Source organism: Actinoplanes subtropicus, assembly GCF_000721705.1.
In the GTDB taxonomy this organism is placed as follows: Bacteria; Actinomycetota; Actinomycetes; order Mycobacteriales; family Micromonosporaceae; genus Actinoplanes; species Actinoplanes subtropicus.
Window position 1 is genome coordinate 84,860 of the sequence record NZ_JOJL01000005.1, and the last position, 25,632, is coordinate 110,491.

Here is a 25,632-nt window from a genome sequence, read left to right on the forward strand (position 1 = left end):
GCGGTCGGGTTGCCGTTCCGCAACCGGCTAGTCACTGCCAGTAATGGTCGGGATGGTCTGGCCGCACGCGCTCTCCACCAGGTCGAGCACCGCGTCCGGGGCGAACGGCTTCGCCAGGAAGTAGTCCACCCCGTCCACCCAGCCGCGGGTCGCGGAGGCGGGGTCGGCGGCCGCGGTCAGCATGAGGACCGGGAGCGGGTCACCCTCCTGGGCGCGGATGGCGCGCAGCACGTCGTAGCCGTCGATGCCGGGCATCATCACGTCCAGGACGACGAAGTCGGGGCGGGTCAGGTCGAGCAGGCGCAGCCCGTCGTTCCCGTCCACCGCCTGGTGCACCTCGTGCCCGTCCATCTCCAGCACGTCGGCCAGCAACTGGCGGATGGCCGGGTCGTCATCGACGACCAGGATCTTGGCCACGGATCTCCTTCCCGTTCGTCATGCCGCCAGCCACTCGCTGGCGCGCTCGGAGGCCAGGCGCGCCTCGGCCGCCCAGTCGGCCGACCGAGCGGCCATCTGGGGGTGCGCGAGCAGCGCCTTCAGCTCCTCCTCGGAGGCTTCGTCCGGTAGCTCACGGGCGTCGGTGCCCTGGATGAGCAGGTGCGCGACGCGGAGCGCGCCCGACACGCCGAGGCCGGCCTCGGCCGGCTCGTGCGGCGTGTCCCGCTCGGCGATCGCCGTCACGACCGGGGCCGGCAGGCCCCACAGGTGCATCAGCTCGACGCCGACCTCCTGGAACGGCACCCCGGCGCACTCCCGCTTGGTCAGGTCGACGCTGTGCACGCCGCCGGCGACTCCGGCCAGGGCGGTCAGCGCGCCCACATCCTGCAGCAGGGCGGCGGCGTGCGCGTACGGCCGGTGCGCGGGAGAGGCCACGGTCTCGGCCAGGCACGCGGTCGCCACCGAATGCCGCCAGGACATCCGCAGGTAGGCCTCGACCTCAGGTTCCCACGTCGTCGAGACCCACTCCTCGCCGGCCGCGGCCACGAGGGCCTGGATGGTCGGCAGGCCCATCGCCGTCACGACGGCCGCGATGCCCGCGTTCTTCGGGCGGGCGCCGAAGAACGCCGAGTTGGACAGCTGCAGCAGCTTCGCGGTCAGGGCGGTGTCCAGCGCGACCGCCCGGGCCAGCCGGCCGGCGTCCTCCTGGGCGCTCAGCGCGGCATCCACCTCGGCCACCTGGGCGGGCAGGGTCGGCAGCGCCCGTGCGGCGCCGGCGATCCGGCGCGCCTGGTTGCCGTGTGCCCGGGAGGTCTTCACGATCAGCTGATCGACGACGCCGGTCAGCGTCTCGGTCTCGGTCGGCTTGGTGAGGAAGCGGTGCCCGGCGATGGCCACCCGGATGGCGGCCTCCGGCTCGGTGTGCCCGGAGAGCACCACCCGGGCCACCTGCGGATACTGGGTGCTCACCCGGGTGAGCAGCTCGGCGCCGTCGATGCCGGGCATACGCATGTCCGACACGACCACGTCGTAGCTCGTCCCGGCCAGCATCTCCAGAGCGGGCTCGCCGCCGGGGGCGAACGACATCTCCCAGTCGGAGCGCTTGCCCCGCAACGATCGGCGCAGGCCGTCCAGGATGCGTGGTTCGTCGTCGACGAACAGCACCTTCGGTTTGGTCATGCCGCACTGCTCCGCTTGCCGGCTATCGGCAGGGTGAGGATGAACTCGGTGCCGACGCCGAGCTCGGACTGCACCTCGATGGTGCCGCCGTGCTTCTCGCACACCGCCAGCGCCAGCGCCAGGCCCTGGCCGGTGCCCTTGCCGACCTCCTTGGTCGTGAAGAACGGGTCGAAGATCGCCTTGCGGATGTCCTCGGGGATGCCGGTGCCGTTGTCGGCGAAGCTGATCACGACCGACGTGCCCTCGACCCGGGTGGTGACCGTGATCTTGCCGCGCTCGCCGCCCTCCGGCATCGCGTCCGCCGCGTTCACCAGCAGGTTGAGGAACACCTGGTTCAGGTCGCCGAGGTTGCACAGCACGTCGGGCAGTTGCTCGTCGAGGTCCAGCACCACGTCGGCGACGTACTTGACCTCGTTGCGGGCCACGATGACGGTGGTGCGGATGCCCTCGTTGATGTCGGCGTACGAATGTTCCTTGGTGTCCTTGTAGCTGAACGCCTTCATGGCGCGGACCAGCGACGCGACCCGGTCGATACCCTCCAGGCTCTGCTCGACCGCGCCCGGCACCTCCTCGGCGAGGTACTCGATGTCGGCCTTCTCCTCGGCGTCCTCGGCGCGCTTCTTGCGCTCTTCCCAGGGCAGCTGACCGCCCTGGGGGCCGAGGATGTCCCGGTAGACCAGGAGCAGCTCGAGCATCGTCTGGTAGGCCTCGGCGAGGAACCGGGTGTTGTCCCCCACGAACTGGATCGGGGTGTTGATCTCGTGGGCCAGACCGGCGGAGAGCCGGCCGAGCGCCTCCAGCTTCTGGTCGTGGCGGCCTTCGAGCTCGCGACGCTGCCGGTCCTTCTGCTCCGTGACGTCGCGGAACACCACGACCACCCCGGCCACCGACTCGCCGACGCGCATCGGCGAGGCCGAGTAGGCCACGTCGATCGCCGCGCCGTCGCGGTGCACGTACCTGTCCTCGGCGTTGTCGACCTGCTCGCCGGCCGACCGGATCCGGGTCAGCGGGCAGTCCGCCGCCGCATGCGCGTTCGCTCCGGCCGTGGCGTGCAGCACCTCGTGCAGTGACCGGCCCAGCACCTCTTTCTCGGTCCAGCCCAGCAAACGGGTCGCCGCCAGGTTGACCGAGGTCACGAGGCCGTGCTCGTCCATGGTGCAGAGGCCCTCCGCCATGTGGTCCATGACGGCGGCCCGGAACGCCTCGGCAGCCAGGGCCGCGGTGACGTCCATGATCACAAAGCCGACCCCGGTGAGCTCACCGGCGACCCGCACGGGGTAGTAGCTGACCAGCCACCGCTCGCCGGTCGGCGCGTTCACCGGGTGTTCGGTGACCGGTTCCCCGGTCTCCAGCACCCGGCGATAGGCCGGCTCGACCTGCGGCCAGCGGTCGGGAATCACGTCCGCGATGAGGCGGCCGGGGTGGTCCTCCCGCGGCCGGTTGTTGATCGCGGCGAGCTGCTGGTTCACCCGGACGTACCGGCAATCCAGGTCGCCGAACCCCCAGCCGATCGGGGCGCCCGCCTGGACCGCGTCGAGCAGTGCCGTCATCTCGTCGGCGTCGTGCTGGGCGGTCTTCTGGTCGTCGATGTCCGCGAAGGTGGCGAGCCACCGGCCGGTCCCGTCGTCGCCCTCGGCGCGCGGCACGGCACGGCAGCGGAACCACCGGTACACGCCGTCCGCCCGGCGGATCCGGAGCTCGAACTGGACCGGGTCGGCGGTGCCGAGCGCGTCCCGCCACGCCCGCCGTGCCGTGTCCCGGTCGTCGGGGTGCACCAGTTCCAGCCACTTCTCCAGGCCGACCGGGAACGCGTCCCGGGACAGACCGGCGTACTCGATCGCACGGCCGTTGACGTAATCGACCGTCCCCGCGACCGATGCGGCGCCGACCATGATCGGCAACTCGTCCATCATCGGGGCGAGATCACTGCCGTTCGGACCGGCGGTACGGGAAACGGCGTCGACAAGAGCGGGACTGGACATGCGTGGCCTTTCTCGCCGAGCGTCCGCCTCCCGGATGAGCGGCGCCGCTGTCGGAACCTCAATGGCTAGATCGGTCACGGCGCGGCGGAACTGAGCGGGAGTCAAACCCGCCGAAGTCACGAGCCGCCGGAGCTGTTCGATGTTTTGATCAGGTGGATGTCCGGCCACCTGGTACCCGATGGCGCCGCGCGGGTGCTCTACCACAGCGAACGCACCCTGGTGACCCGGGTGGCGCTGCCCGGCGGCGGTACGGTGATCCGCAAGCAGATGCTCGGGCCCGACGCCGAGCAGCGGCTGCGTCACGAACGGGCGATGCTGCGGCGGCTGGACGGGCTGGAGCGGGTGCCGCGGCCGGCCGGCGGCGCCGACAGCGCCGTGGCCGGTGGCCGCCCGGACGGCGATGCCCTGCTGCTGGCGGACGAGGGGGGCGTCGCGCTCGCGTCGGTCCTGGCGGCCGGCCCGATGGCGCCGGCCGAGTTGCTCGCGCTCGCGGTGGATCTCGCCGAGCTCGTCGCCGCGGTACACGGGCGTCACGTGGTGCACAAGGACGTCAATCCCGGCAACATCCTGCTGGCCGGGACGCCGCCCCGGCCGGTGCTGATCGACTTCGACGTCGCGACGACCTTCGCCGAGGACCGGCCGGGGTTCCTGCACGCGGATCTGATCGCCGGCACGCTCGCCTACCTGGCCCCGGAGCAGACCGTTCCCGGGGTGGGCAAGAGCAGCCTGGTCGACGAGTTGCGGCCGGTCGTGGCCGCGGCGGGTGGCTGGTTCGTGTCGGGCAAGTTCGACCAGTTCCGCGAGGATCTGGAGTCCGACGGCGTACGGCAGGCGTTGATCCGGCTGTGCCAGCTGTTGCTGGCGGAACCGGAGAGCGGCATGCCCGCGCTGCGGCAGCGCCTGCACGAGGCGCTCGGGTCCAACACGGAGGTGATGGCCGCGCTGCTGCCCGAGTTCGCCCTGCTGATGGACTCCGATGCCGGGTCGCCGGCGGCCGGCGGGCCGGTCAATCGCGATCAGCTGGTACAGATGGGACTGGACTTCCTGTACGCGGTCGCCACCCCCGCCCGGCCGGTGGTGCTGGTGCTGGACGACCTGCAATGGGCGGCGGCCGCCCCGATCGCGCTCGTCGACGCCGTGCTCAACGAACCGGAGCGGACCGGGCTGCTGCTGGTGGGCGCCTACCGGGAGGCCGAGGTCGATGTCGCCCACCCGTTGACGGCGATGCTCGCGCGCTGGCCGGAGTCCGGCTCCGTGCTGCGGCGGGTCCGGCTGCACAACCTTCCGCCGGCCGATCTCGGCATGCTGCTCGCCGAGTTGCTCCGGCTGGCCCCGGAACGCGCCGCCGCGCTGGCCGAGGCCGTCGCCGCCCGTACCGGCGGGAACCCGTACGACAGCCTGGAACTGCTCAACGCGCTGCGCCGGGAAGGCACCCTGTCGCCGGGGCCGGACGGGTGGCGCTGGGATCCCGCGGCGGTACGCCGGTGCCTCGGCAGTACCGACGTGGTGGAACTGTTGAACGCCCGGATCGAGGCGCTGCCGGCGGACACCCGCGGCGTCCTGGAGATCATGGCCTGCCTCGGCGGCGAGGTGACACCGGACCTGCTCGCGGCGGCCTCGGGCGCTCCGGCCGACGTCCTGGCCGAGCGGCTGCTCCCGGCCCTCGAGGACGGCCTGCTCGTGACGGAGGGTGCCGGTGCGGGCGCGGTCCGCTTCCGCCACGACCGCGTCCAGCAGGCCGCCTTCGCCCGCCTGGCGCCGCCGGCGAACGCCGGGCTGCAGCTCACGCTGGCCCGCCGCCTGGTCATGGCCGGCCGGCGGGCGGCGGCGGCCGTGCAGTACCTGCCCGCCGTCGATCTGATCGGCGAACCGGGCGAACGCCACCGGGTGGCCGGGCTGTTCCACGAGACGGCGTGCGGACTGCGGATCCTGCAACCGGCGATGGCGGAGCGGCTGTTGCGGGCCGCGGTGGCGCTGCTCGGGACGGAGCCCGGCGGCCTGGACGCCCGCTTGCCGGTGGCCGTGGACACCGAACTGCACGCGGCGCTGTTCGCCCTCGGCCGCCTCGAGGACGCCGACGAGGTCTACCGGTCGATCGAGCGGCGCTGCCCCGACCCGCTCGACCGGGTCGCCGCGGCCTGCGTCCAGATCGCCGCCCTCACCGGCCGCAACCGGCAGGCCGAGGCGGTGGCGCTGGGCCTCGACCTGCTCGCCCGCCTCGGGTTCCCGGCTCCGGCGCCGGACGAGATGGCCGCCGAGATCACCCGCGGCATGGCCGCGCTCACCTCGTGGGCGGGGACCGGCAAGGAGGCGGACCTGAGCCGGCCGGAGATCGCCGATCCGCGGGTACGAGCCGCCTGCGTGCTGATGAACCGGCTCATGCCGGCCGCGCGTTACGCCGGCCCGGCGTTGCCGGCCTGGCTCCTGGTCCAGGCACACCGTCTGTGGGCCGGGCACGGTCCGTGCGAGCCGCTGGTCGCCATCCTCGGCAACGCCGGTTTCCTGACCATCGCGCGGGAGCACGACTACCGCACCGGACAGGCCGTCGGCCGGCACCTGATCGCGGTCAGCGAGGCGCACGGCTACGAGTCGGGCGTCGCCCACGCCAGGCTCACGTACACGCTGAACGCGGCGCCCTGGTTCGAGCCGCTGGAGGTCATGGTCCGCGAGGCGCACCGGGCGCGGGAGGACCTGCTGCGCGTCGGCGATCTGCAGATCGCCTGCTACGCCTACCCCTTGATCACGGGCGGGGCGCTGGACTGCGCGCCGAACCTCGGCGCGCTGCTCACCGAGGTGGAGTCCGGGCTGGCGTTCTGCCACCGCACCGGCAACCGGCAGGTCGCCGAGTTCCTGACGCCCCTGCGGCAGTTGGTGCGGGCGCTGCGCGGCGAGACCGAAGCGCCGGACAGCCTCACCGACGCCACCTTCGACGAGACGGCCCACGTGGCCGGGCTCGCGCCCGGCACGCCCGGGCCCGCGGCGCTGTACGTCAGCCGGGCGGTCGCCGCGGTGGTCGCCGGGAACATCCCGAAGCTGGCGGAGAACGTGACGGCGGCGACCGCTCTGCTGCCGATGTTCCCGGGCGCCTACGCGTCGGCGACCATCCGCCTGCTGCAGGGCCTGTCGTCGGCTCTGCGGATCCCCGGCGCGCCGCCGGACGAACGCGCCGGCCTGCTGGCCGGCCTCGACGCCTGCCGGACCTGGTTCACCGCCCGGGCGGCCGACGCGCCGGCCAACTTCACGCAGGTGGCGCGGTTCCTCGAAGCCGAACACGCAGCGGCGGTGGGCGACCCGTGGGGGGCCGCCACGGCGTTCGACGAGGCGCTGCGCGCGGCGCGGGCCCACCGGCGCCCGCTGCAGCGGGCCCTGATCGCCGAACGGGCCGCCCTGTTCCACCACGCCCACGGCCTCGAGATCTCCGGCGGTGCCCTGCTCGCCGAGGCGCGGAGCGCCTACGCCGCCTGGGGCGCGGTCGCGAAGACCCGCCGGCTGGACGAGCGGCATCCGTGGCTGGCGGCCCTCTCCCCGGACCGGCTCGAGCCGCCGGGCGCGGCACCCGGCGAGACCCGCCGCAGCGCCGCCATCTCCGGTGCGGCCATCGATCTGCTCGGCGTGCTGAAGGCCTCCCAGGCGCTCAGCTCGGAGACCAACCTCGACCGGCTGCGCGCCCGGGTCAGCGACGTGCTCGGCGCGATGACCGGGGCCACCGCCGTACGGCTTCTGCTGCGCGACGAGACCCACCGGTGGGATCCCGCCGACGCGGCCGCGGTGCCGATCTCGGTGATCCGCTACACCGAACGTACGCGCGAACCGCTCCTGGTCGAGGACGCGGCACACGACGACCGCTTCCGGCGTGACCCCTACCTGACCGATCTGGCCTGCTGCGCGCTGATGGTGGTACCGATCTTCGCGCACGGCGCGCCGCGCGGCATGCTGCTGCTGGAGAATCGGCTCGCGCGCGGCGCGTTCACGACCGACCGGCTCGACGCCGTCCGGCTCGTCGCCGGCCAGCTGGCCGTCTCCCTCGACAACGCCCTGCTCTACGCGTCGCTGGAGGGCAAGGTCGCCGAGCGGACCGAGGAGCTCGCCCGGGCCAACGAACGCCTTGAACAACTCGCGGTCACCGACGCGCTCACCGGCCTGCCCAACCGCCGCCGGCTCGGCGAGATCCTCGAGGCCGAGTGGCGCCGGGGGATGCGGCCGAAGACGCCACTGGCGGTCGCCATGATCGACATCGACCAGTTCAAGCTCTACAACGACCACTACGGCCACCCGGCCGGCGATCGGTGCCTGCGGCTGGTCGCCACCACCCTGGCCGGGAACCTGCGCAACACCGACTACGTCACGCGCTACGGCGGCGAGGAGTTCTGCCTGGTCATGCCGGAGACCGACGTCCCCGGCGCGGTCATCGCCGCCGAACGGGCCCGCACCGCCGTGGAGGCGCTCGCCGAACCGCATGCGACCTCGGCCAACGGCATCGTGACCATCAGCATCGGAGTCGCGGCCGTGACGCCCACGCCGCACGCCCCGGTCGAGGATCTCCTCCGGCAGGCCGACGAGCACCTCTATGCGGCCAAGCGTGGCGGCCGCAACCGGACGGCCGGCGAGGCCCCGGACTGACGGCTCAGGCCCGGACGAGCTCGTCCGCGGCGCCCGAGCTGACGAAGACGTTGCCGGCGAAGCCGGCGTCGCGGAGGTCGCGGATCAGCTTGTTCGCCTCGGCGTAGTAGCCGGTGAAGTAGACGACGTCGGTCTTGCCGGCGAGCACCGACGCCCCCGCTGAGCGGCAGCAGCGCGCCGAGCCGGAGCACGTTCCGGTCCGGTACCGACGCGGTGGTGGCGGCTCCGGATCCACCGCAACCGGCCGCGACGGCCAATACGATCGCCGCGACGGTCGTCGGCAGCACCTTCCGGCCTCGCACGGGACCACCTCCTTCGTTCGGCCAAAGGTCCCATCGGTCCGCGGTCCACCGGCCTAAGCCGGATTCCTTGACCGGGTGGTACGCGCTGCCGAAGGTCAGGCGTGATCAGGCGTGTCCGGTGCGCCGTGATGCGCCCTGTTGTATCCCCGGCGCAGCCGGGATGGACTCGAAGGGAGGTCCTTGGGTCTGATGGCTTACCTGGATCCGAAAGGTGAAGGGAACAATCGCATGCCAGGAAAGCAGTGACCGCGCCAGGCGTCAGGTGCGGGGTGCTGCGGGACCCGCACGGCCCCGGCGTTGTTCCGGCTTGAGTGGTTCTGTCCGTGTTGAGAACCGGACGAGAGGTGAGTTGCAGGACGAGCGCGACTCCTGATGATCTTTCGGGTGTCTAGTCCTGAAGCTCATCGCCGGAGTCGCGCTCGTGACGTCATCTTCCCTGATCGACCCTGTTGTTGACCACCTCGCTGATCTGGCGTTGTGGGAGGCCGAACTCGCCACGCGTCTCAGTTCCACAACGCCGCCGGTGACTCGGCGTCCGGAATCAGGATCGACGGCCGTCCGGAGCCGTCGGCCGGAACGAACCAGACGTCGGACTTTTTCGGGGCCTGTCGGACGGCGTACATGACGGTGTTGTCGTCGAACCAGGCCGCCTGGTCGTCGACGCTGCGGGTCTCGGCCAGGTGGGTGCGGGTCATCGTGGCCAGGTCCAGGACGGTCAGGCGCCAGCCCCTGGCCGGGTCGCCGCCGACGGCCTCCTTGAAGACGATCTTCCGCTGGGACGGGGACAGCGACGGGCACTCGACGTTCCCGGCCAGGGTGCGGACCGTCCGCGCGGCCACGTCGCCGTAGATCAGGTAGCGCCGCCCGGCGGTGGACATGGTGGCGTAGAAGTGCTGGTCGTCGACGAACGTGACGCCCCAGAAGTTGAGGTCGACCGAGCGGTAGGGCTTGCCGTCGAGGGTGGCCGCGAAGGTCTCCAGGGTGTCGACCGTCGTGCCGGTCGCGGTGTTCAGCATGCCGACGCGGGTGGAGAACTTGCCGCCGTTGTAGCTGTCGCCGGTCACGAAGACGGTCCACGCCAGGACGTGGCCGCTCGGCGACACGCGTGCCCGGTTCGGCACGCCGACCAGCGGATAGGTGTCCTTGACCCCGAGGTGGGTGTCGAGCACCGCCAGCTGGTAGGTGGCGAGCGGGCCGTCGGGGCGCAGGCAGATCGCCGCGCCGCCGGCCGCGTAGACCCGATCGCAAGACAGAGCGGATACCGTACGCGGACCCGCGCCGCCCCCGCGGGACACGGTGGCGACCCGCCCGTAGCTGCCGGGGGCGGTGCTGCGGAAGAGGAGCCGCTCCCCCGGGCTCGCGTCGACGGCCGCCGACGCGACCGCCGGGGTGGCCGCGCGATGGCCCGCGACGAGGATGTAGACGACGGCGGCCGCGATCAGGGCCAGCGAGAGGCCGGCCGCGAGCAGGACCCGAGCACGCAGGCTCACGACGCCACTCCAACGACGGGCGTCGGCGGCACGTCGGCGCGGCGCCCTGGACCGGACGGGCGCGGCCACACGACGCCGCCCGGTCGCGGCGGGCACACGCTCACGACGCCGGCCCGTCGCGGCAGGCACACGCTCACGACGCCGGCCCGTCGCGGCAGGCACACGCTCACGACGCCGGCCGGGTGCGTAGCAGCATCGTGGCCGAGCCGGCCAGGGTCAGTGCCGCCGTCGCGGCCGCCGCGCGGATCGCGCCGGGGGCGCCCCACCACTGCCAGGCCAGGCCGAAGAGCACCGACGAGAGCAGGTAGGCCAGGGCCTGGCCGGTCTGGATCAGGGCCAGGCCGGTGGTGCGCAGTTCGGGCGGCAGCAGCGGGCCGGCGACCGCCATCAGCACGCCGTCGGTGGCCGCGTAGAAGACTCCGTACAGCAGGAGCGCCGTGACCAGCGCGCCCGGGCCGGACCACGACGTGGCCAGGATCAGGTAGACGGCCAGCAGGGCGGCGTAGCCGGCCAGGAAGACCCGGGTGCGGCCGAGCCGGTCGGCGAGCGCGCCCAGTGGCACGGCGAACACCAGGTAGGCGAGGCTGGTGCCGACCGCGAGCAGCGGGAACCAACCCGTCGCGAGCTCCTCGCGGCGCTGCAGCAGCAGGTAGACGAAACCGTCGCCGATCGTGGACAGGCCGAGCAGCACCGCGCCGGCCAGCAGCATCCGGATCGGGCCGCGGCGGAGCAGGGCGGCGGCCCGGCGTACGTCAACCGGTTTGTCGGTTCTGCACGACGCCGGGCGGTCGCGGACGAAGAGGATCAGCACCAGCACGCCGATCGTGGCGATGCAGCCGCTGGTCACGAAGACCGCGTCGAAGGCCTGGGCGGAGGCGGCCAGCACCCCGATCGCGACCAGCGGGCCGGCGAACGCGCCCGCGCTGTCCATCGCCCGGTGCACGCCGAACGCGCGGCCGAGGCCGTCGGCCGGGGTGGAGAGGGTGATCAGCGCGTCGCGTGGGGCGGTGCGCAGGCCCTTGCCGGCGCGGTCGGCGACGATCGCGGCGCCGATGCCGGTGAGCGAGCCGCCGGCGAGCAGGAGGCCGGCCTTGGCCACGGCGGAGATCCCGTAGCCGAGGCCGGCGACGAGCTTGCGCCGCCGAACCCGGTCGGCGACGTAGCCGCCGACCAGGCGCAGCAGCGCGGTAGCCCCGGTGTAGAGCCCGTCGACCAGGCCGTAGACGGCCGGGCCGAGGCCCAGCCCGGCCACCAGGTACAGCGGGAGGATCGCGGTGACCATCTCGCTGGACACGTCGGTGACCAGGCTGACCGTGCCGAGCGCCAGCACGTTGGCGGCGATCGTCGCGGCTTTTGTCGCTTTCGGGGCGACGGGCCGCTCCACCGAGGCGAGGTACATCGCCGGTCAGCTCCACACGTCGGTGATCGGCGAGACGCTCGCGGCGTTGCCGAGCCCCGGCAGGCCGTACGCGGATTCGATGGTCCGCAGCACCGTGTAGTGGGTGATCTTCTCGGAGTAGGTGCCGACCTGGACGCCGGCGCCCACGAAGGTCGTGTAGATGTGGTTCAGCGACAGCGAGTTGTCCTCGTCGAAGTTGACGATGAGCAGGCTGTTGTGCGTCTTGGCCCACTGGGCGTAGGCGTCCAGGTTCGCCTGCAGCCAGCTGTTGCCGGTGGCGATGCTGCAGTCGTGCATGTCGTCGCACATGTTCGGGGTGACGAAGGAGACCGTCGGCAGCGAGGCGTAGTTGCCGCTGGACGGGAAGCTCGCGTACGTCAGGTTGCTGGCCGCCGGCACGCTGCCGAAGTCGACCCAGCTGTTGTGCTTGCGCATGTAGTTGCCGCTGGAGCAGCCGGTGTAGCCGGCCGACGGCATCGACTCGGAGTAGCCCGTGAAGGTCAGGCCGGCGGTGATCAGCTGGTTGCCGAGGTTGTCGGCGGTGAAGTTCTTCGGGCAGGAGTCGCTGGTCACGCCCTGGGTCGAGCCGGAGAACAGGGCGATGTAGTTGGGCTGGCTGGGGTGGGTGATCGCGTAGGACTGCGAGAAGCTCGCGCCCTGCGCGGCGAGGGACTGGAAGTAGGGGGCGCTGGAGGCGGTGATCTGCGAGGACGCCTTGTTCTCGAACATCACCAGGACGATGTGGTCGAAACGGGGCACGCTCGTGGCGGCCCGGGCGGAGGTCGGGGCCGCGGCGGTGAGCCCGGCCCCGACGAGTGCGAGGGTCGCCAGAGCGACCGATACACGCCGTACGGTCATAGAGGGAATCATCGGCCAGGGCCGGCGCCCGGAGCGTGGACGGCAGGTTAAGAATAGATAACCGTCGATCAGGAGTCGCGTGGCGCGTTCCGCCGGCGGAGCACGATGACGAGGCCGCCGCCGATCAGCACGACCGCCACGATCACCCAGATCCACCAGGTACCGCTGCTGCTGCCGCCGTCGTCGCCGGGCAGCTCGGCAACCGGCGACACCGCCGCGGTCGCTGCCGGACTTGTCGGATTTATCGCATTTGTTGAGCTGGTCGCGCCAAGGGCGGGTGCCGCCGCCGGGCCGGGCTTGAGGGTGACCAGCGGCGCCGGGTTGTCCGGTTCCGGCTGACCGGGCTGCTGGATCTCGATCCAGCGCACGATGCTGCCGTCCCCGTACGTCTCCAGGGTCTTGAAACTGAGCCGTGTCTGGCCGTCCGGCAGCTTGGCGATCCTGACCTTCCAGACCGCGTCCTGCCCGATCTTGAGCGGGGCCCCGCCGACCGTGAAACCGTCCGCGGCGCTGGTGAACGTCCAGCCCGCCGGCGCCTTGACCAGCGTCACGCCCGCCGGCGGGAGGCCGGCCGGCAGCACGACCCGCTCCGACTTGATGCCGGCCTTGGTGTTCTCGGCCTCCCCGTCGAAGGTCAGCGTCACGTCCGACGCCCCGGCGGTGGTCTTGTCGGCGGACACCTCCACGTGCGCGAGCGCCGGCCCGGCCAGGCCCAGCACCGCGACCCCGGCGACCGCCGCCACCGTCGCCACCCGCTTGGTCATCCATTCAGATCTCCACGTCACGAGGTCACAGTCGCCCACCGGGAGCGAAAAGTTCCGGCGAATCTCCGGCGCCGCCCGGGAAAGGTCTCAAGCCCCCGCCCCGCCGCCCGATGAAAGCCTCCGACGGCACCCGCGCCGTGGATCCGATGATCGGAGGGCGCATGACGACGCGAGCCGCTCGCGCGTGCTTCGGCGCGTGGATCGCCGTGCTCACCGCCGTCTACTACGCCTTCCCCGGCAGCCACCTGTACACGTGGGCGCTGCTCGGGTACTCCAGCGCCGCGATGATCGTGCTCGGCGTCCGCCTGAACCGGCCCGCCCGCCGGCTGCCCTGGTACCTGATCGCCGCGGCGCTGGTGTTCTTCAACAGCGGCGACAACCTGTACAACCTGATCATCGCGACCGGCCGCACGCCCGCCTTCCCCGGCCCCGCCGACGTGCTCTACCTGCTGGTCTACCCGTTGCTGACCGGCGCCCTGCTGCTGCTCGTGCGGTCCCGCTCGGGCGGGGTCAGCAACCGGGCCGCGCTGCTCGACGCGCTGGTCCCCACGGTCGGGCTCGGCCTGCTCTCCTGGATCTACTGGATCGCGCCGTTCGCCCGCTCGCAGGACCTGTCGCTGCTGGAGAAGCTGGTCTCGGTCGGCTACCCGCTCGGCGACGTGCTGGTGCTGGCGATGACGCTGCGCATGGTCACCACGCCGGGCCGCCGGCCGCGGGCACTCACCGCGATCGGCCTGGCCATGGTCGGCCTGCTCATTTCCGACATTCTGTACGGGCAGTCCCAGCTCAGCAGCGACTGGAGCCTCGGCGGGCCGGTCGACCTCGGCTGGATCGTCTTCTACGCGGCGATGGGCTGGGCCGCGCTGATGCCCTCGATGCGCGAGCTCACCGAGCCGGCCGGGCACGGCGAGACGCACGGCGCGTACCGGATCATCTGGATGGCCTCGGCCGCCCTGATCGCGCCGGCCGTGCTCTACCTCGAGTGGATCCACGGCACCGAGGTGGAGACGGCCCGCGGCGGGATCGTCGACGCGCCCGTCATCGCCGGTGCCGCCGCCCTGATGTTCCTGCTGGTGCTGGCCCGGGTCAACGGGCTCGCGCAGGCCCAGCGGCTGGCCCGCTCCCGGGAGCGGGCGCTGCGCAAGGCCGGGGACGCGCTGTACGCGCTGACCACGGTCGAGGAGGTGATGGCCGCGACCCGGGAGGCGATCGAGGGCCTGCTGCCCCGGGACAAGCCGTACCGCCTGACGATGATCCACGACGAGTCGGCCGACCCGCGGCGCGTCGACATCCGGCTGATCACCGCGGCCGAGCTGCCGCCGGGCGTGCCCACGTACGGGTTCGACACCTTCGTGCTCGCCGCCATGCCGCTGCCCGGCGACCCGCCGCTGCAGGCGACCGGCGTGCTGGCCGCGCCGGCCGGCGTGCTGACCGACCTCATCGAGACCCTCAACGCGCTGTTCGCCCAGGTGGAGTCGGTGGTCCACCGGATCGCGCTGACCGGCGAGGTCAGCCGGCGGGAGAGCGAGGCCTGGTTCCGTACGCTGATCCAGAACGCCTCGGACGTGATCCTGATCCTCGGCGACGACGACGAGATCCGCTACGCCAGCCCGTCGGCGGCGACCGTGCTCGGCTACCACGACCTGGCCGGCTCGACGCTGGCCGCGATGGTGCCGGTCAGCCACTACGGCGCGATGCGGGAGATCCTGTCCGCCGCACGCCTCGGCCGCCGCGCCGGCAACACGCCCGACCTGACCGTGCTGAGCGCCGACGGCCAGCTGCTGCAGATCGAGGTGGACGCCCGCGACCTGCGGGACGACCCAACCGTCCGCGGGCTGGTGCTGACCATCGCCGACGTGACCGAGCGGCGGCGCCTCGAGGGCGAGCTGTCCCACCTGGCGTTCCACGACGGGCTGACCGGGCTGGCCAACCGGGTGCTGTTCCGCACCCGGCTCGAGCAGGCCTACGCCGATTGCGCGCGGGACCGCCGTACGCTGTCGGTGCTGTTCGTTGATCTTGATGACTTCAAGGAGGTCAACGACACCCTCGGGCACGCGGTCGGCGACGAGCTGCTGGTGACCGCCGGGCAGCGGATCGCCGCGATCGTCGGCGGCGGCAGCACCGCGGCCCGGATGGGCGGCGACGAGTTCGCCATCCTGATCGAGGACGGCCACCCGGCCGGCGACGCCGAGGAGGTGGCCGCCGCGATCGTGGCGGCCCTGGCGGTCGCCGTCGAGGTCAGCGACGGCCTCGGCGGCTCGCACATCGTCAGCGGCGCGGCCAGCGTGGGCGTCGCCGCCAGCACCGACGCGGACTCCGCCACCGAGCTGCTGCGCCACGCCGACCTGGCCCTCTACCAGGCCAAGGGCGGCGACAAGGGCACCTGGCAGCGGTACCAGCCGGAGCTGCACTCCGCGATGGTCGAGCGGCTGGCGGTGCGGGCCGCGCTGCACGAGGCGATCGAGGGCGACCAGTTCCGCCCGATGTACCAGCCCATCGTCGACCTGCACACCGGCCTGATCGCCGGGGTCGAGTCGCTGGTCCGCTGGGAGCATCCGACCCGCGGACTGCTCGGCCCGTACCACTTCATCGAGGTGGCCGAGGAGAGCGGCGCGATCGTGGCGATCGGCCTGTCGGTGCTGCGCGAGGCGCTCGGCCAGTTCGCCGCGTGGCAGGCGGACGACCCGGACACGTCGCTGCGGTACGTGAGCGTCAACGTGTCGGCCCGGCAGTTCCGTACGCCCGGCTTCGTCGGCCAGGTGCGCGCGGCGATCGCCGAGGCCGGCGCGCGGCCCGAGTGGCTGCTGCTGGAGATCACCGAGAGCCTGGTGCTGCGCGACGCCGACCAGGTGTGGGCGGACCTGCGGGCGCTGCGGGCGATGGGCGTCCGCATCGCGATCGACGACTTCGGCACCGGCTACTCGTCGCTGAGCTACCTGCGGGAGATGCCGGTCGACGTGCTCAAGCTGGACAAGTCGTTCATCGACGACATCCTGCGCAGCCACCAGCAGCACACCATGGTCGACACGATCGCCACCCTGGCCCGCAACCTCTCGCTCGCGGTGGTCGCCGAGGGCATCGAGGACGCCGGCCAGCGGGCCGCCCTGGCCGCCATGGGCTGCCCGTACGGCCAGGGTTATCTGTTCTCGAAGCCGGTCTGGCCCGGCGAGATCACGAAGCTCGTCCGAGGGGTTCTGACAGATATTCACTAGTGGTGGAAGCCCGGGCGCGGCAAGGTGGGACCTGTGCTAGAGAACCCCGCGTGGGCCGCCCTCTCCGGGCCGCAGGCCTGCTTCGCCGAGGCGTCCGGTGACGCCGCCTGCTATACGTCCGACATCTCCCCGTTCGCGGCGGTCGCCGACCCGGCCGACCCGGCCGGCTGGCGCGACCTCGCCACGCTGACCGACCTCGCGCTGCTCACCGGCCCGACCGTGCGCCCCGGCCCGGGGTGGGAGGTCGCGGTCTCGGTGCCCGGGGTGCAGATGATCGGCCAGAGCATGACCGGCGTGCAGGACCCGGAGGCGATCGAGCTCACCGAGACCGACGTGCCGGAGATCCTCGACCTGGTGGAGCGGGCCAAGCCCGGGCCGTTCAAGAAGCGGACCATCGCACTCGGCCGCTACCTGGGCATCCGGCAAAACGGCCGGCTCGTCGCGATGGCCGGCGAGCGGTTCCGCCTGCCCGGCTGGACGGAGATCAGCGCGGTCGCCACCGACCCCGACTTCCAGGGCCGCGGCCTCGGGGCGCGGCTCACCCTCGCGGTGGCGGCCGGCATCCTGGAGCGGGGCGAGCTGCCGTTCCTGCACGCGTCGGCCGACAACGCGAGGGCGATCCGGCTGTACGAGCGGCTCGGCTTCCAGCCCAGCCACGAGGTGGTCTTCGCCTCCGTCCGCCGCGCCCGCTGAGCCCCCCGGTACTACTCGCCGAGAGCGCCGTCCGGGTTCGGGGCGGCGCCTCCCGCGTCCGCGAAGCGGTCCTGCAGGTCGCCGATCCGCTGGAGCACCTCGGCCAGCTCGCCGCGCACCTTGGCGAGCCGGTTCTGCTCGTCGGCGGGCAGGCCGCCGCCGTGGTCGTGGCTGGTCAGCGTCGTCTCGTGCTCCTCGAGCTCCTCGCGGCGCTCGTGGAGGCGGTTGAGCTCGGCCGCGTACTGACTCTGGCTGATCTTCTCGGGCTGCATGTCTTCATCTGTACACCTCCGGCGGTCCGGGTGGCGGTGTCCCGGACCCTACGATCGGGAGATGCCGACGACGCCCCGGAGCCAGGCGGAAGCCGTCCACGCCGCGACCGAGCTGGCCGCGCGGCTGGCACCCGGGGCGGCCGCCCGGGACCGGGACGGTGCGGACGTCGTACCGCAAGAGGCTCTTGATCTTCTTGACGGGTCGGGGCTGCTGGCGCTGAGCATCCCGGCCGCCGACGGTGGTCCCGGGCTCGGGGCGCGGACGCTGGCCGAGGTGGCGCGGATCGTGGCGGCGGCCGACCCGGCGATCGCGCAGGTGCCGCAGGCGCACTTCCTGATGATCGACCTGCTGGCCGTGCACGGGACGCCGGCGCTACGCAAGACGCTGTACGCGGACGTGCTCGCGGGCCGGCGGATCGGCAACGCCCTCGCCGAGCGGGGTGGCAAGCACGCGCAGGACCTGAGGACCCGGCTCGCCGACGGCCGGCTGGACGGCGTCAAGTACTACACGACCGGGGCGTTGACCAGCGCGTGGATCGGGGTCAGCGCGGTCACCGCGGACGGGCGGCTGGCCCTGGCATTCGTGCCGCGGGACGCGCCCGGGGTCGCGATCGACACCGACTGGGACGTGCTCGGGCAGCGGGCGACGATCAGCGGCACGGCCACGTTCGAGGCGGTGCCGGTGTCGCTGTGGTTCGACTACACGTCGGTCTACGAGGTGCCGCAGCAGTTCGGGGCCCGCGCCCAGCTCTTCCACGCGGCGATCGAGGCGGGGATCGCGGCGGGTGCGCTCGCCGCGGCCCGGGACTATCTGACCGCGAAGGCCCGGCCGTCCACCGAGGCCGTACGCGCCGGGGCGACGACGGCGATCGAGGATCCGCACGTGCTGTACCGGTACGGGCGGCTCGCCACCCGGGTGCGGGCGTCGTCGGCGCTGCTCGCCTCGGCGGCCGCGGAGCTCGACGAGATCGGGCTGGTGCCGTCGTCGGCCGCGGAGGCCGCCCGGGGCTCGCTGGCGGTCGCGGCGGCGAAGGCATTCGCCGGCGAGGTGGCGGTCGAGGCGGGGTCCGAGCTGTTCGCGCTGTGCGGGACGAGCTCGACGGCCAGCAAGTACGACCTGGACCGGTTCTGGCGCAACGCCCGGACGCACAGCGTGCACGACCCGGTCGACTGGAAATACCACCACCTGGCGGCGTACGAGCTGGGCGGCGTGCTGCCACCCAACCATGGACAGCTGTAGGCGCCACGCCGACGGCATGGAGCAGGACGCGGGCGTCAGGCCAGGCAGCTACGAAGTCTGGACAGCCCCTCGTCGATGCGGCTCAGGTCGATCATGCCGTAGCCGAGAACGACGCCCGGCGAATCGGCCGGCGCCGTGGCGATCTGCGGGAAGCTCGCCACACCGACCCCGGCCGCCCGGGCCCGGGCGAGCGCGTCGGTGGCGTTGCCCTTGCGCGCCATTGCGCTCAGGTGCAGGCCGGCCGCGGACGGCACGGCCTCGAGATGCGCCGACAGCGGGCCGGACAGCGCCGCGCTGATGCGGTCGTGCCGCTTCCGGTACACCCGGCGGGCCCGCCGTAGGTGCCGCGCGAACATGCCCTGGTCCACGAATTCGGCCATCGCCGCCTGGATGGGCAGGCTGGTGTGCCAGTCGGTGACGAACTTGGCGGCGTGCAGCGCGTGCCGCAGCGACGGTGGATGAAGGAGAAAACCGAGACGGAGCGTCGGCAGCAGCACCTTGGAGAACGATCCGACGTAGAGCACCCGGCCGCCGGGGTCGAGGCTGTGCAGTGGCTCCAGCTGTTGTTCGGTGTATCTGAACTCGCTGTCGTAGTCGTCCTCGACGATCGCGGCGTCGTTTCGTCGCGCCCACGCGAGCAACTCCATGCGGCGTCGCGGGGACAGCACCACGCCGGTCGGGTACTGGTGGGAGGGCGTCACGTAGACCAGCCGCGCGTGCGCGGGCAGCGCGTCGACGATCAGGCCCTGCTCGTCGACCGGTACACCGGTCACCCGGATGCCTTGCGACTCCCAGACGAGTCTCGGCGGGGCATAGCCCGGTTCCTCGACCGCCGCCGTGTCGCCGGGCTCCAGCAGGACCCGCCCGATCAGGTCGAGCGCCTGCTGCACGCCGCAGGTGACCAGCACATCCTGCGGATGCGTCTCGATGGTCCGGGCCGTACGCAGGTGGCGAGCGATGACCGTACGCAGCGGGAAGTGCCCGGCCGGCTCGATCGGCATTCCGGTGCCCAGCGCCGAGGGCCGGAACTGGCCGGCCAGCAGCCGGCGCCAGAGCGCGTGCGGGAACATCCGTGCGTCGGGCGCCCCGACCCGGAAGTCGAACTCCGGCGCGTCACCGAACCCGGACGGCACCGGCATGGCCGGCCACACGCCGCGCGGTGTGAGCACGCCGGACGGCGGCTGCGGCACTGCCGGCGCCGCCAGCGGCAGGGCGCTGACAAAGGTCCCGGCGCCGGGTCGCCCGGTCAGATAGCCCTCGGCGATCAACCGCTCATAGGCGGCCGTCACCGTGTTGCGCGAGACCCTGAGGAGCTCGGACAGTTCCCGGCTGGACGGCAGCACCTCGTCCCGGCGCAACCGCCCGTCGAGCACGGCATCGCGGAGCTGCCGGTAGATCTGATCCGCCAGCCCTCGGCTCCGGTCGAGGCGCACGGCTACGTCCACGTACAAAGATCCTAAGTGGACCGGTCAAACCGGCCGCGAATTGGCCCTGGGCGATGGTCCTCGGGACTTCTACGGTGATCTGCGAGGGAAGACCATCTCTGATCGGGGGAAGAATGTCCCGTGTCATCCGCAGCCGCATGGTCAGGTTGCTGGCCGTCGTCCTCGCGCTCACCGGGCTCGCCGTGGTCCCGGCCACGGCGGCGCAGGCGGCCTCCAGCTGTAGCAGCTACGGCTCGTACTGGAACCGCGGTCCCTACTTCTACGCGGGTCTCTCCGCCAGCACCGACCAGCGCCGGACGGTGGTGCTCGACCAGGCATCCCCCTACCAGACCGTCGCACCCGGCTACGTCCACATGTGGCACTCCAACGGGCCGACGCAGAACCAGCTGTGGTGCCTCGGCCGCCACACGAACAACGACGGCTCGTACTCGTACCAGGTGCGCAACCTCCAGACCGGACTGTGCCTGGACGTGCAGGACGACAACCAGTACGCCGGCGACCCGGTGTGGCTGTGGACGTGCAAGTCGCTGTCCGACTCCACGGTCTGGAGCCAGATGTGGGGAATCCGGAGCGACGGCACCGCCGGTACGCCGGACGGCACCAAGACGGTCTACTACTTCCGCACCTACAGCGACGCCTACTGCCTCGACGTGAAGGACAAGGGGACCGCCGACGGCACCGCCCTGCAGATCTGGACCTGCTCGTACGCGGGCAACCAGCTGTTCTACTGACCGCCGCCGCCGTGCACGCCGTCCGCCCCACCTACGCTGCCGACGCGCTAATTCGGTGGCGGGGCGGCGGCCGTGCGGGCAGGCTCTCCCCGTGACGAGCAGCGACCTGTGGGACGAGGAGACCGCCGAGAGCTTCGACGACCCCTCGGCCGACAAATTCCGGCCCGAGGTGCTGACGCCGACCGTCGACTTCCTGGCCCGCCTCGCCGGCGACGGGCCCGCGCTGGAGTTCGCCGCCGGCACCGGGCGCGTCGCCGTCCCGCTGGCCGGGCGCGGGATTGCGGTGTCCGGCATCGAGTATTCGCCGCACATGGCCGCCCGCCTCCGCGCGAAGGCCCCCGGCATCCCGGTGACCGTCGGCGACATGGCGACCACCGCCGTCCCCGGTTCGTACACCCTGGTCTATCTGGTGTGGAACAGCATCGGGAACCTGTGCACCCAGGAGGAGCAGATCGCCTGCTTCGCGAACGCGGCCGGTCACCTCTCCCCCGGCGGCCGCTTCGTGATCGAGCTGTGGGTTCCGGGCATCCGCCGCATGCCGCCCGGCCAGGCCGCCGTCCCGTTCACGATCGGCGACGAGCAGGCCGGCTTCGACACCTACGACCTGGTCACCCAGCGTGGCACGTCCCACCACTACCGGCGCTTCCCCGACGGCCGCGTCACCTACGGCTACAGCAACTTCCGCTACCTCTGGCCCGCCGAGTGCGACCTGATGGCCCGCCTCGCCGGCCTCACCCTCGAGCAGCGCCTGGCCGACTGGGACGGCTCCCCGTTCACCGCCGACAGCGAAAGCCACATCTCCGTCTGGCGAAAACCGATCTGACGTACGCGTGGGCCAGGTCCCCGAATCGGCGCACGGGCGCCGTCGCCGGTCACCCTCCGCGCGCGGCCGCCGGGCTGTCCCGCGTGGCACCGTTCCGGGGCCCCTGGCGGCGGCCGGGCGGGTGACAATGAGGCCATGTGGACCAGTCACCGAGGGGGCTCCGATCGCGAACGGCCGACCCGCGAGCAGATCGAGCGGTGGCGCCGGCGCACCCAGGCGCCCGAGAACGAGATACCGGCCGGCGTCGGCTTCGCCGCGGTGCTCGGCCGCACCGAGGAGGCGGCGGTCGGCATCACCCAGGTCGAGGCGTTCTCGGCCGGGTTCCGCCTGACGCTGGCGATCCGGATCCGCCGGCCGCTTGCCAAGACCGCGCACGGTGGCCTGTTCACGCTGGTCAGCGCGCACGGCCGGCACGGCGCCGAGGTCCCGCTCGAGGATCGCCTGCTGCTCGGCGTCGAGTATGCGAACGGCGAGCGCGCCTCGACCCTGGAGGACATGCGGTTCCCGGGCGACGACATGGACGACGACGAGCGGCTGGGCCTCTTCCAGGCGGGCGGCGGCGGTGACGACCTGACCGTGGACCAGACCTATTGGGTGACCCCGCTCCCGCCGGACGGCCCGGTCACGTTCGTGCTGTCCTGGCCCGGCTTCGGCATGCCGGAGTCACGCACCGAGGTCGACGGCGCCCTGATCCGGGCGGCCGGCGCCCGCAGCGTCCGGCTCTGGCCGGAACGGCCCGGCTACGAGCCGCCCGAGCCGCCGCCCACGCCCCGCCCGTCGTCGGGTTGGTTCTCCTATCCCGACTGAGGTGTAACTCCGCTCGTATTCCTGGTGGGGCCGCCAACGGGCGCGCCTCGCGAGCGGAGGCCGGGAATGGACAAGCGGTACTTCGAGTACTGCCGCACGGACCGCTGTTTCTACGACGCCCCGGCCGAGCCGTCGGCCGGCGAGGGCTTCGCCGTCGCGAGGCGCGCGCTGCCGCCGGGCTGGCGGAGCCGCGTGGCCGACGGCTGGCTCAGCTACGCCCCGGACGGGGTGACCCTGCCGGCGCAGGGTTGGAAGATCCACGCCTCGGCCACCATGGACAACGCGGACGAGGTCCTCGGCGTGCTGTGGGACTACTGCGTGCCGCGGCGGATCGCCTTCAAGCACCTGACCGGGCCGCGGGCGCAGCTCGCGAACAACTCGAAGTACGCCAGCCGCGGCTCCAGCGCCAAGCTGGCGACCGTCTACCCGGCCGACGAGCGGCGGTTCGCGCGGATCCTCGCCGAGCTCGGGCCGCTGCTGGACGGCCAGCCGGGCGCGTACATCCTCAGCGACCTGCGATGGGGCGACGGCCCGCTGCACGTGCGCTACGGCGGCTTCGCCAAGCGGTACGCGACCTTCGACCGCGGCGAGCCCGAGCCGGCCATCGAGGACGCCGGCGGGCGGCTGGTCCCCGACCGGCGCGAGCCGGCGTTCCGGACGCCGCCCTGGGTCACCCTGCCGGCCTGCCTGGCTCCGCACCTGGCCGCCCGCAACGCGGTCACCGTGGCGGACCTGCCGTACCGGATCGACCGGGCGCTGCACTTCTCCAACGGCGGCGGCGTCTACCTCGGCACGCACGTACAGGACGGCACTCAGGTCGTGTTGAAGGAGGCCCGGCCGCACGCGGGGCTCGACATGGCGGGCGCCGACGCGGTCAGCCGGCTGCGGCGCGAGCGGACCATCCTGACCCACCTGGACGGCCTCGACTTCGTGCCGCGGGTGCTCGACCATTTCCTGGTCGGCGAGCACCATTTCCTGGTTCAGGAGTGGATGGGCGCGCAGACGCTGAACAAGGAGCGTTCCCAGCGGATCCCGCTCTACGGCCCGGCCGCCGGCGAGGCCGCGCTGCGGGACTACGTGGACTGGGCGGTCGCCGTGATCGACCGGGTCGAGCGCAACCTGGCGGCGCTGTGGGAGCGCGGGGTCGTCTTCGGCGACCTGCACATGCACAACATCCTGATCGGTGCGGACGGCCGCCTTCCGATGATCGATTTCGAGGTGGCGGCCTTCCGCGGCGAGGACCACCGCCCGGCCCTGGGCAACCCCGCCTTCCTCGCGCCCGCCGACCGGCGCGGCGTCGAGGTGGACCGCTATTCGCTGGCCTGCCTGCGGTTCGCCATGTTCCTGCCGATGACCACGCTGTTCGCGCTGGACCCGGGCAAGGTACACCGGCTCGCCGCGGAGATCCCGCGGCTGTTCCCGACGCCCGCCGGCTACTTCGACGAGGCGGTCGCGACCGTCTCCGGCGGTGCGCCGCCGCCCCGCCGGACCTTCGACACCGGGACGTTCTGGGGCCGGCCGGACCCGGCGGCGCCGGCCGCCGACCCGTGGGCGGCCACCCGGTCGTCGATGGTGGCGGCCATCCTCGCCAGCGCGACGCCGGAGCGGGACGACCGGCTGTTCCCGGGCGACATCGCGCAGTTCGACGAGGGCGGCGGGCTCAACCTGGCGTCCGGCGCGGCGGGCGTGCTGTACGCGCTCTCGGTCGCCGGGGCCGGCCGCTTCCCCGGCCACGAGCGCTGGCTGCTCGACCACCTCCGGCGGCCCGGCCCCGGCGGCCGGATCGGCTTCTACGACGGCCTGCACGGCGTGGCGTACGCGCTGGAACACCTCGGCCACCGGACCGAGGCACTGGACCTGCTCGACCGCTGCCAGCGGGCGCCCTGGCGGCGGCTCGGCCCGGGCCTGTCCGGCGGCCTCGCCGGCATCGGCCTGAACCTGCGGCACTTCGCGACCGTCACCGGGGACGCCGGGCTACGGGACGCGGCGGCGGAGGTGGCGGCCACCGTCGCGGCGCGGCTGGGACCGGTCGACGCCGTCGCCACCACGAGCGGCGGGAAGCATCCGCACGCCGGCCTCCTGCACGGCTCCGCCGGGCCGGCGCTGCTGTTCATCCGCATGTTCGAGGCGACCGGGGACGGCGGCTACCTCGACCTCGCGGCCACCGCGCTCGACCAGGACCTGCGCCGCTGCGTCCGGCACGCCAACGGCTCGTTGCAGGTCGACGAGGGCTGGCGGCTCATGCCGTACCTGGGCACCGGCAGCGCCGGCATCGGGGCGGTCCTGCAGGAGTTCCTCCGGCACCGGCGCGCGGAACGGCATCTCGACGCGCTGGCCGCGATCACCCTCGCCGCCGGCGCCGGCTTCTACGGGCAGTCCGGCATCTTCACCGGCCGGGCCGGGATCCTCCTGTTCCACTGCGGACCGCGACCGCACCGGCCGGAGGCGGTGCCCGCGGTGATCGCCCGGCAGGTCCGCGCGCTCGGCCTGCACCGGATGGACTTCCACGGCCGGGTCGCCTTCCCCGGCGACCAGCTCTACCGGCTCTCGATGGACCTCGGCACGGGCACCGCCGGCGTGCTCGTCGCCCTGGCCCGCGCCGCCGGCCTGCCCGCCGCCGGCCTGCCCTTTCACAGGTACCGGGACGGGCCCGGTACGCCGTACCCCCCGGGAGGAGGTGATTGACATGGCACTGCTCGACTTGCAGGCGATGGAGGTGGACGCCGAGGACGAGGTGAAGTTGCAGACCTGCTCCAGCGTCGTCCCGGTCGACTGCACTTCGACGTTCAGCGTCTTCTGCTGACCCCGGGAGGAGCCGGTCGATCCCCCGCCGCGGGGGGGATCGACCGGCTGCCGCCGGCGCTCCGTCAGAACTGGCCCAGGTCCACGGTGATCGTGGATCCGGTGTGCCAGCCGGTGATCAGTTTGGGGCTGTGGTGCGCGGTGTCGGTCCAGGTGAAGGTGTGCCGCCAACCGCCGATCTTGACATTGAAGTAGGCCAGCCTGTTCTTCCGGTTGTTCCAGAGGTAGACGGCCACGCTGCCCTGCCACTTCCCGTTGACCTTGCGCCAGCAGCGGTCGTACTTGGCGCCGGCGCTGTTGTTGCCGAACCAGTTGATCCGCACGTAGTGCCAGCCGTCGCAGGTCACGCTCGATGCCGCCGCGGCCGGGCGCACGGCCGCCGACGCCGCGGCGGGCGGTGAAGTCAGGCCGGCGGCGGCCAGGACGGTGGCCGCTGCGGTCAGGGCGATGCGCCCTCGAAAGTTCATGGTCTCCCCCTCGTTTCCCGCGTCGCGTGCGGGTGAGGCAAGGATGGCGTCAGCGGCCCGGACAGTCGTCCCGCCGGTGGTGGACATCCGGGGTAAACCTGCGGCGTA

General features: G+C 72.6%; 20 protein-coding genes. 9 read left to right on the plus strand and 11 right to left on the minus strand.

The features are described 5' to 3' along the window. Positions 1-27: 27 nt before the first annotated feature. Genes IH26_RS0109000 through IH26_RS57030 form a run of 3 tightly spaced genes read right to left on the minus strand, consistent with a single transcriptional unit; the run spans position 28 to position 3,599 of the window. Positions 28-417 carry a response regulator transcription factor gene (locus IH26_RS0109000; RefSeq protein ID WP_030435671.1) on the minus strand — a complete coding sequence of 130 codons (390 nt, stop codon included), beginning with the start codon at positions 415-417 and terminating at the stop codon, positions 28-30. A gap of 18 nt (positions 418-435) precedes the next feature. Then, positions 436-1,617, minus strand: a complete 1,182-nt coding sequence (locus IH26_RS0109005) for an HDOD domain-containing protein (protein WP_030435672.1) — start codon at positions 1,615-1,617, stop codon at positions 436-438. Next, positions 1,614-3,599, minus strand: coding sequence for a PAS domain S-box protein (locus IH26_RS57030; RefSeq protein WP_063763665.1), 1,986 nt, complete (start codon positions 3,597-3,599; stop codon positions 1,614-1,616). Before IH26_RS57030 ends, IH26_RS0109005 begins: the two co-directional genes overlap by 4 nt. A gap of 156 nt (positions 3,600-3,755) precedes the next feature. Here IH26_RS57030 and IH26_RS0109015 point away from each other — a divergent pair, with 156 nt between their 5' ends. Beyond that, positions 3,756-8,219 (plus strand): diguanylate cyclase, encoded by a 4,464-nt coding sequence (locus IH26_RS0109015; protein ID WP_030435674.1) that lies wholly within the window; start codon positions 3,756-3,758, stop codon positions 8,217-8,219. Positions 8,220-8,223: 4 nt separating this feature from the next. Here the strand turns inward: IH26_RS0109015 and IH26_RS59630 are convergent, their stop codons facing one another. From IH26_RS59630 to IH26_RS0109040, 5 genes are all read right to left on the minus strand, one after another. Then, positions 8,224-8,367, minus strand: coding sequence for a hypothetical protein (locus tag IH26_RS59630; protein ID WP_157437121.1), 144 nt, complete (start codon positions 8,365-8,367; stop codon positions 8,224-8,226). Between the two features lie 657 nt (positions 8,368-9,024). After that, entirely contained in the window at positions 9,025-10,011 is a 987-nt protein-coding gene (locus tag IH26_RS0109025) for a hypothetical protein (protein ID WP_030435675.1), read from the minus strand. 166 nt (positions 10,012-10,177) lie between these two features. Beyond that, complete coding sequence (locus tag IH26_RS0109030; RefSeq protein ID WP_030435676.1) at positions 10,178-11,410, minus strand: MFS transporter; 1,233 nt, start codon at positions 11,408-11,410, stop codon at positions 10,178-10,180. 6 nt (positions 11,411-11,416) lie between these two features. After that, positions 11,417-12,268 carry an alkaline phosphatase family protein gene (locus tag IH26_RS0109035; RefSeq protein WP_030435677.1) on the minus strand — a complete coding sequence of 284 codons (852 nt, stop codon included), beginning with the start codon at positions 12,266-12,268 and terminating at the stop codon, positions 11,417-11,419. 68 nt (positions 12,269-12,336) lie between these two features. Continuing rightward, the gene (locus IH26_RS0109040) at positions 12,337-13,032 is read right to left on the minus strand and encodes a DUF1775 domain-containing protein (protein WP_030435678.1); all 696 of its coding nucleotides are present in this window, start codon (positions 13,030-13,032) and stop codon (positions 12,337-12,339) included. A gap of 161 nt (positions 13,033-13,193) precedes the next feature. Here IH26_RS0109040 and IH26_RS0109045 point away from each other — a divergent pair, with 161 nt between their 5' ends. Continuing rightward, positions 13,194-16,244, plus strand: a complete 3,051-nt coding sequence (locus IH26_RS0109045; RefSeq protein ID WP_030435679.1) for a putative bifunctional diguanylate cyclase/phosphodiesterase — start codon at positions 13,194-13,196, stop codon at positions 16,242-16,244. Between the two features lie 33 nt (positions 16,245-16,277). Next, positions 16,278-16,937, plus strand: a complete 660-nt coding sequence (locus IH26_RS0109050; RefSeq protein ID WP_030435680.1) for a GNAT family N-acetyltransferase — start codon at positions 16,278-16,280, stop codon at positions 16,935-16,937. Positions 16,938-16,948: 11 nt separating this feature from the next. On the opposite strand, the gene IH26_RS0109055 is transcribed toward IH26_RS0109050, so the two are convergent. Further along, the gene (locus IH26_RS0109055; protein WP_030435681.1) at positions 16,949-17,209 is read right to left on the minus strand and encodes a hypothetical protein; all 261 of its coding nucleotides are present in this window, start codon (positions 17,207-17,209) and stop codon (positions 16,949-16,951) included. A gap of 61 nt (positions 17,210-17,270) precedes the next feature. Here IH26_RS0109055 and IH26_RS0109060 point away from each other — a divergent pair, with 61 nt between their 5' ends. Further along, positions 17,271-18,449 (plus strand): acyl-CoA dehydrogenase family protein, encoded by a 1,179-nt coding sequence (locus tag IH26_RS0109060; protein WP_030435682.1) that lies wholly within the window; start codon positions 17,271-17,273, stop codon positions 18,447-18,449. A gap of 35 nt (positions 18,450-18,484) precedes the next feature. Here the strand turns inward: IH26_RS0109060 and pdxR are convergent, their stop codons facing one another. Continuing rightward, positions 18,485-19,894, minus strand: coding sequence for a MocR-like pyridoxine biosynthesis transcription factor PdxR (gene pdxR, locus IH26_RS0109065; protein ID WP_030435683.1), 1,410 nt, complete (start codon positions 19,892-19,894; stop codon positions 18,485-18,487). Positions 19,895-20,031: 137 nt separating this feature from the next. Between pdxR and IH26_RS0109070 the strand changes: the two genes are divergently transcribed. From IH26_RS0109070 to IH26_RS59635, 5 genes are all read left to right on the plus strand, one after another. Next, positions 20,032-20,625 carry an RICIN domain-containing protein gene (locus IH26_RS0109070; RefSeq protein WP_030435684.1) on the plus strand — a complete coding sequence of 198 codons (594 nt, stop codon included), beginning with the start codon at positions 20,032-20,034 and terminating at the stop codon, positions 20,623-20,625. Between the two features lie 91 nt (positions 20,626-20,716). Then, positions 20,717-21,448: a class I SAM-dependent DNA methyltransferase gene (locus tag IH26_RS0109075; RefSeq protein ID WP_030435685.1), complete on the plus strand. Its 732-nt coding sequence runs from the start codon at positions 20,717-20,719 to the stop codon at positions 21,446-21,448. A gap of 135 nt (positions 21,449-21,583) precedes the next feature. Further along, the gene (locus IH26_RS55675; RefSeq protein WP_051807810.1) at positions 21,584-22,255 is read left to right on the plus strand and encodes a hypothetical protein; all 672 of its coding nucleotides are present in this window, start codon (positions 21,584-21,586) and stop codon (positions 22,253-22,255) included. A 66-nt stretch (positions 22,256-22,321) separates the two neighbouring features. Continuing rightward, entirely contained in the window at positions 22,322-24,940 is a 2,619-nt protein-coding gene (gene lanKC, locus IH26_RS0109085) for a class III lanthionine synthetase LanKC (RefSeq protein ID WP_051807812.1), read from the plus strand. Between the two features lies 1 nt (position 24,941). Then, positions 24,942-25,058, plus strand: coding sequence for a SapB/AmfS family lanthipeptide (locus tag IH26_RS59635; protein WP_157437123.1), 117 nt, complete (start codon positions 24,942-24,944; stop codon positions 25,056-25,058). A gap of 64 nt (positions 25,059-25,122) precedes the next feature. On the opposite strand, the gene IH26_RS0109095 is transcribed toward IH26_RS59635, so the two are convergent. Next, positions 25,123-25,524 (minus strand): hypothetical protein, encoded by a 402-nt coding sequence (locus IH26_RS0109095; RefSeq protein WP_030435688.1) that lies wholly within the window; start codon positions 25,522-25,524, stop codon positions 25,123-25,125. Positions 25,525-25,632: the final 108 nt, after the last annotated feature.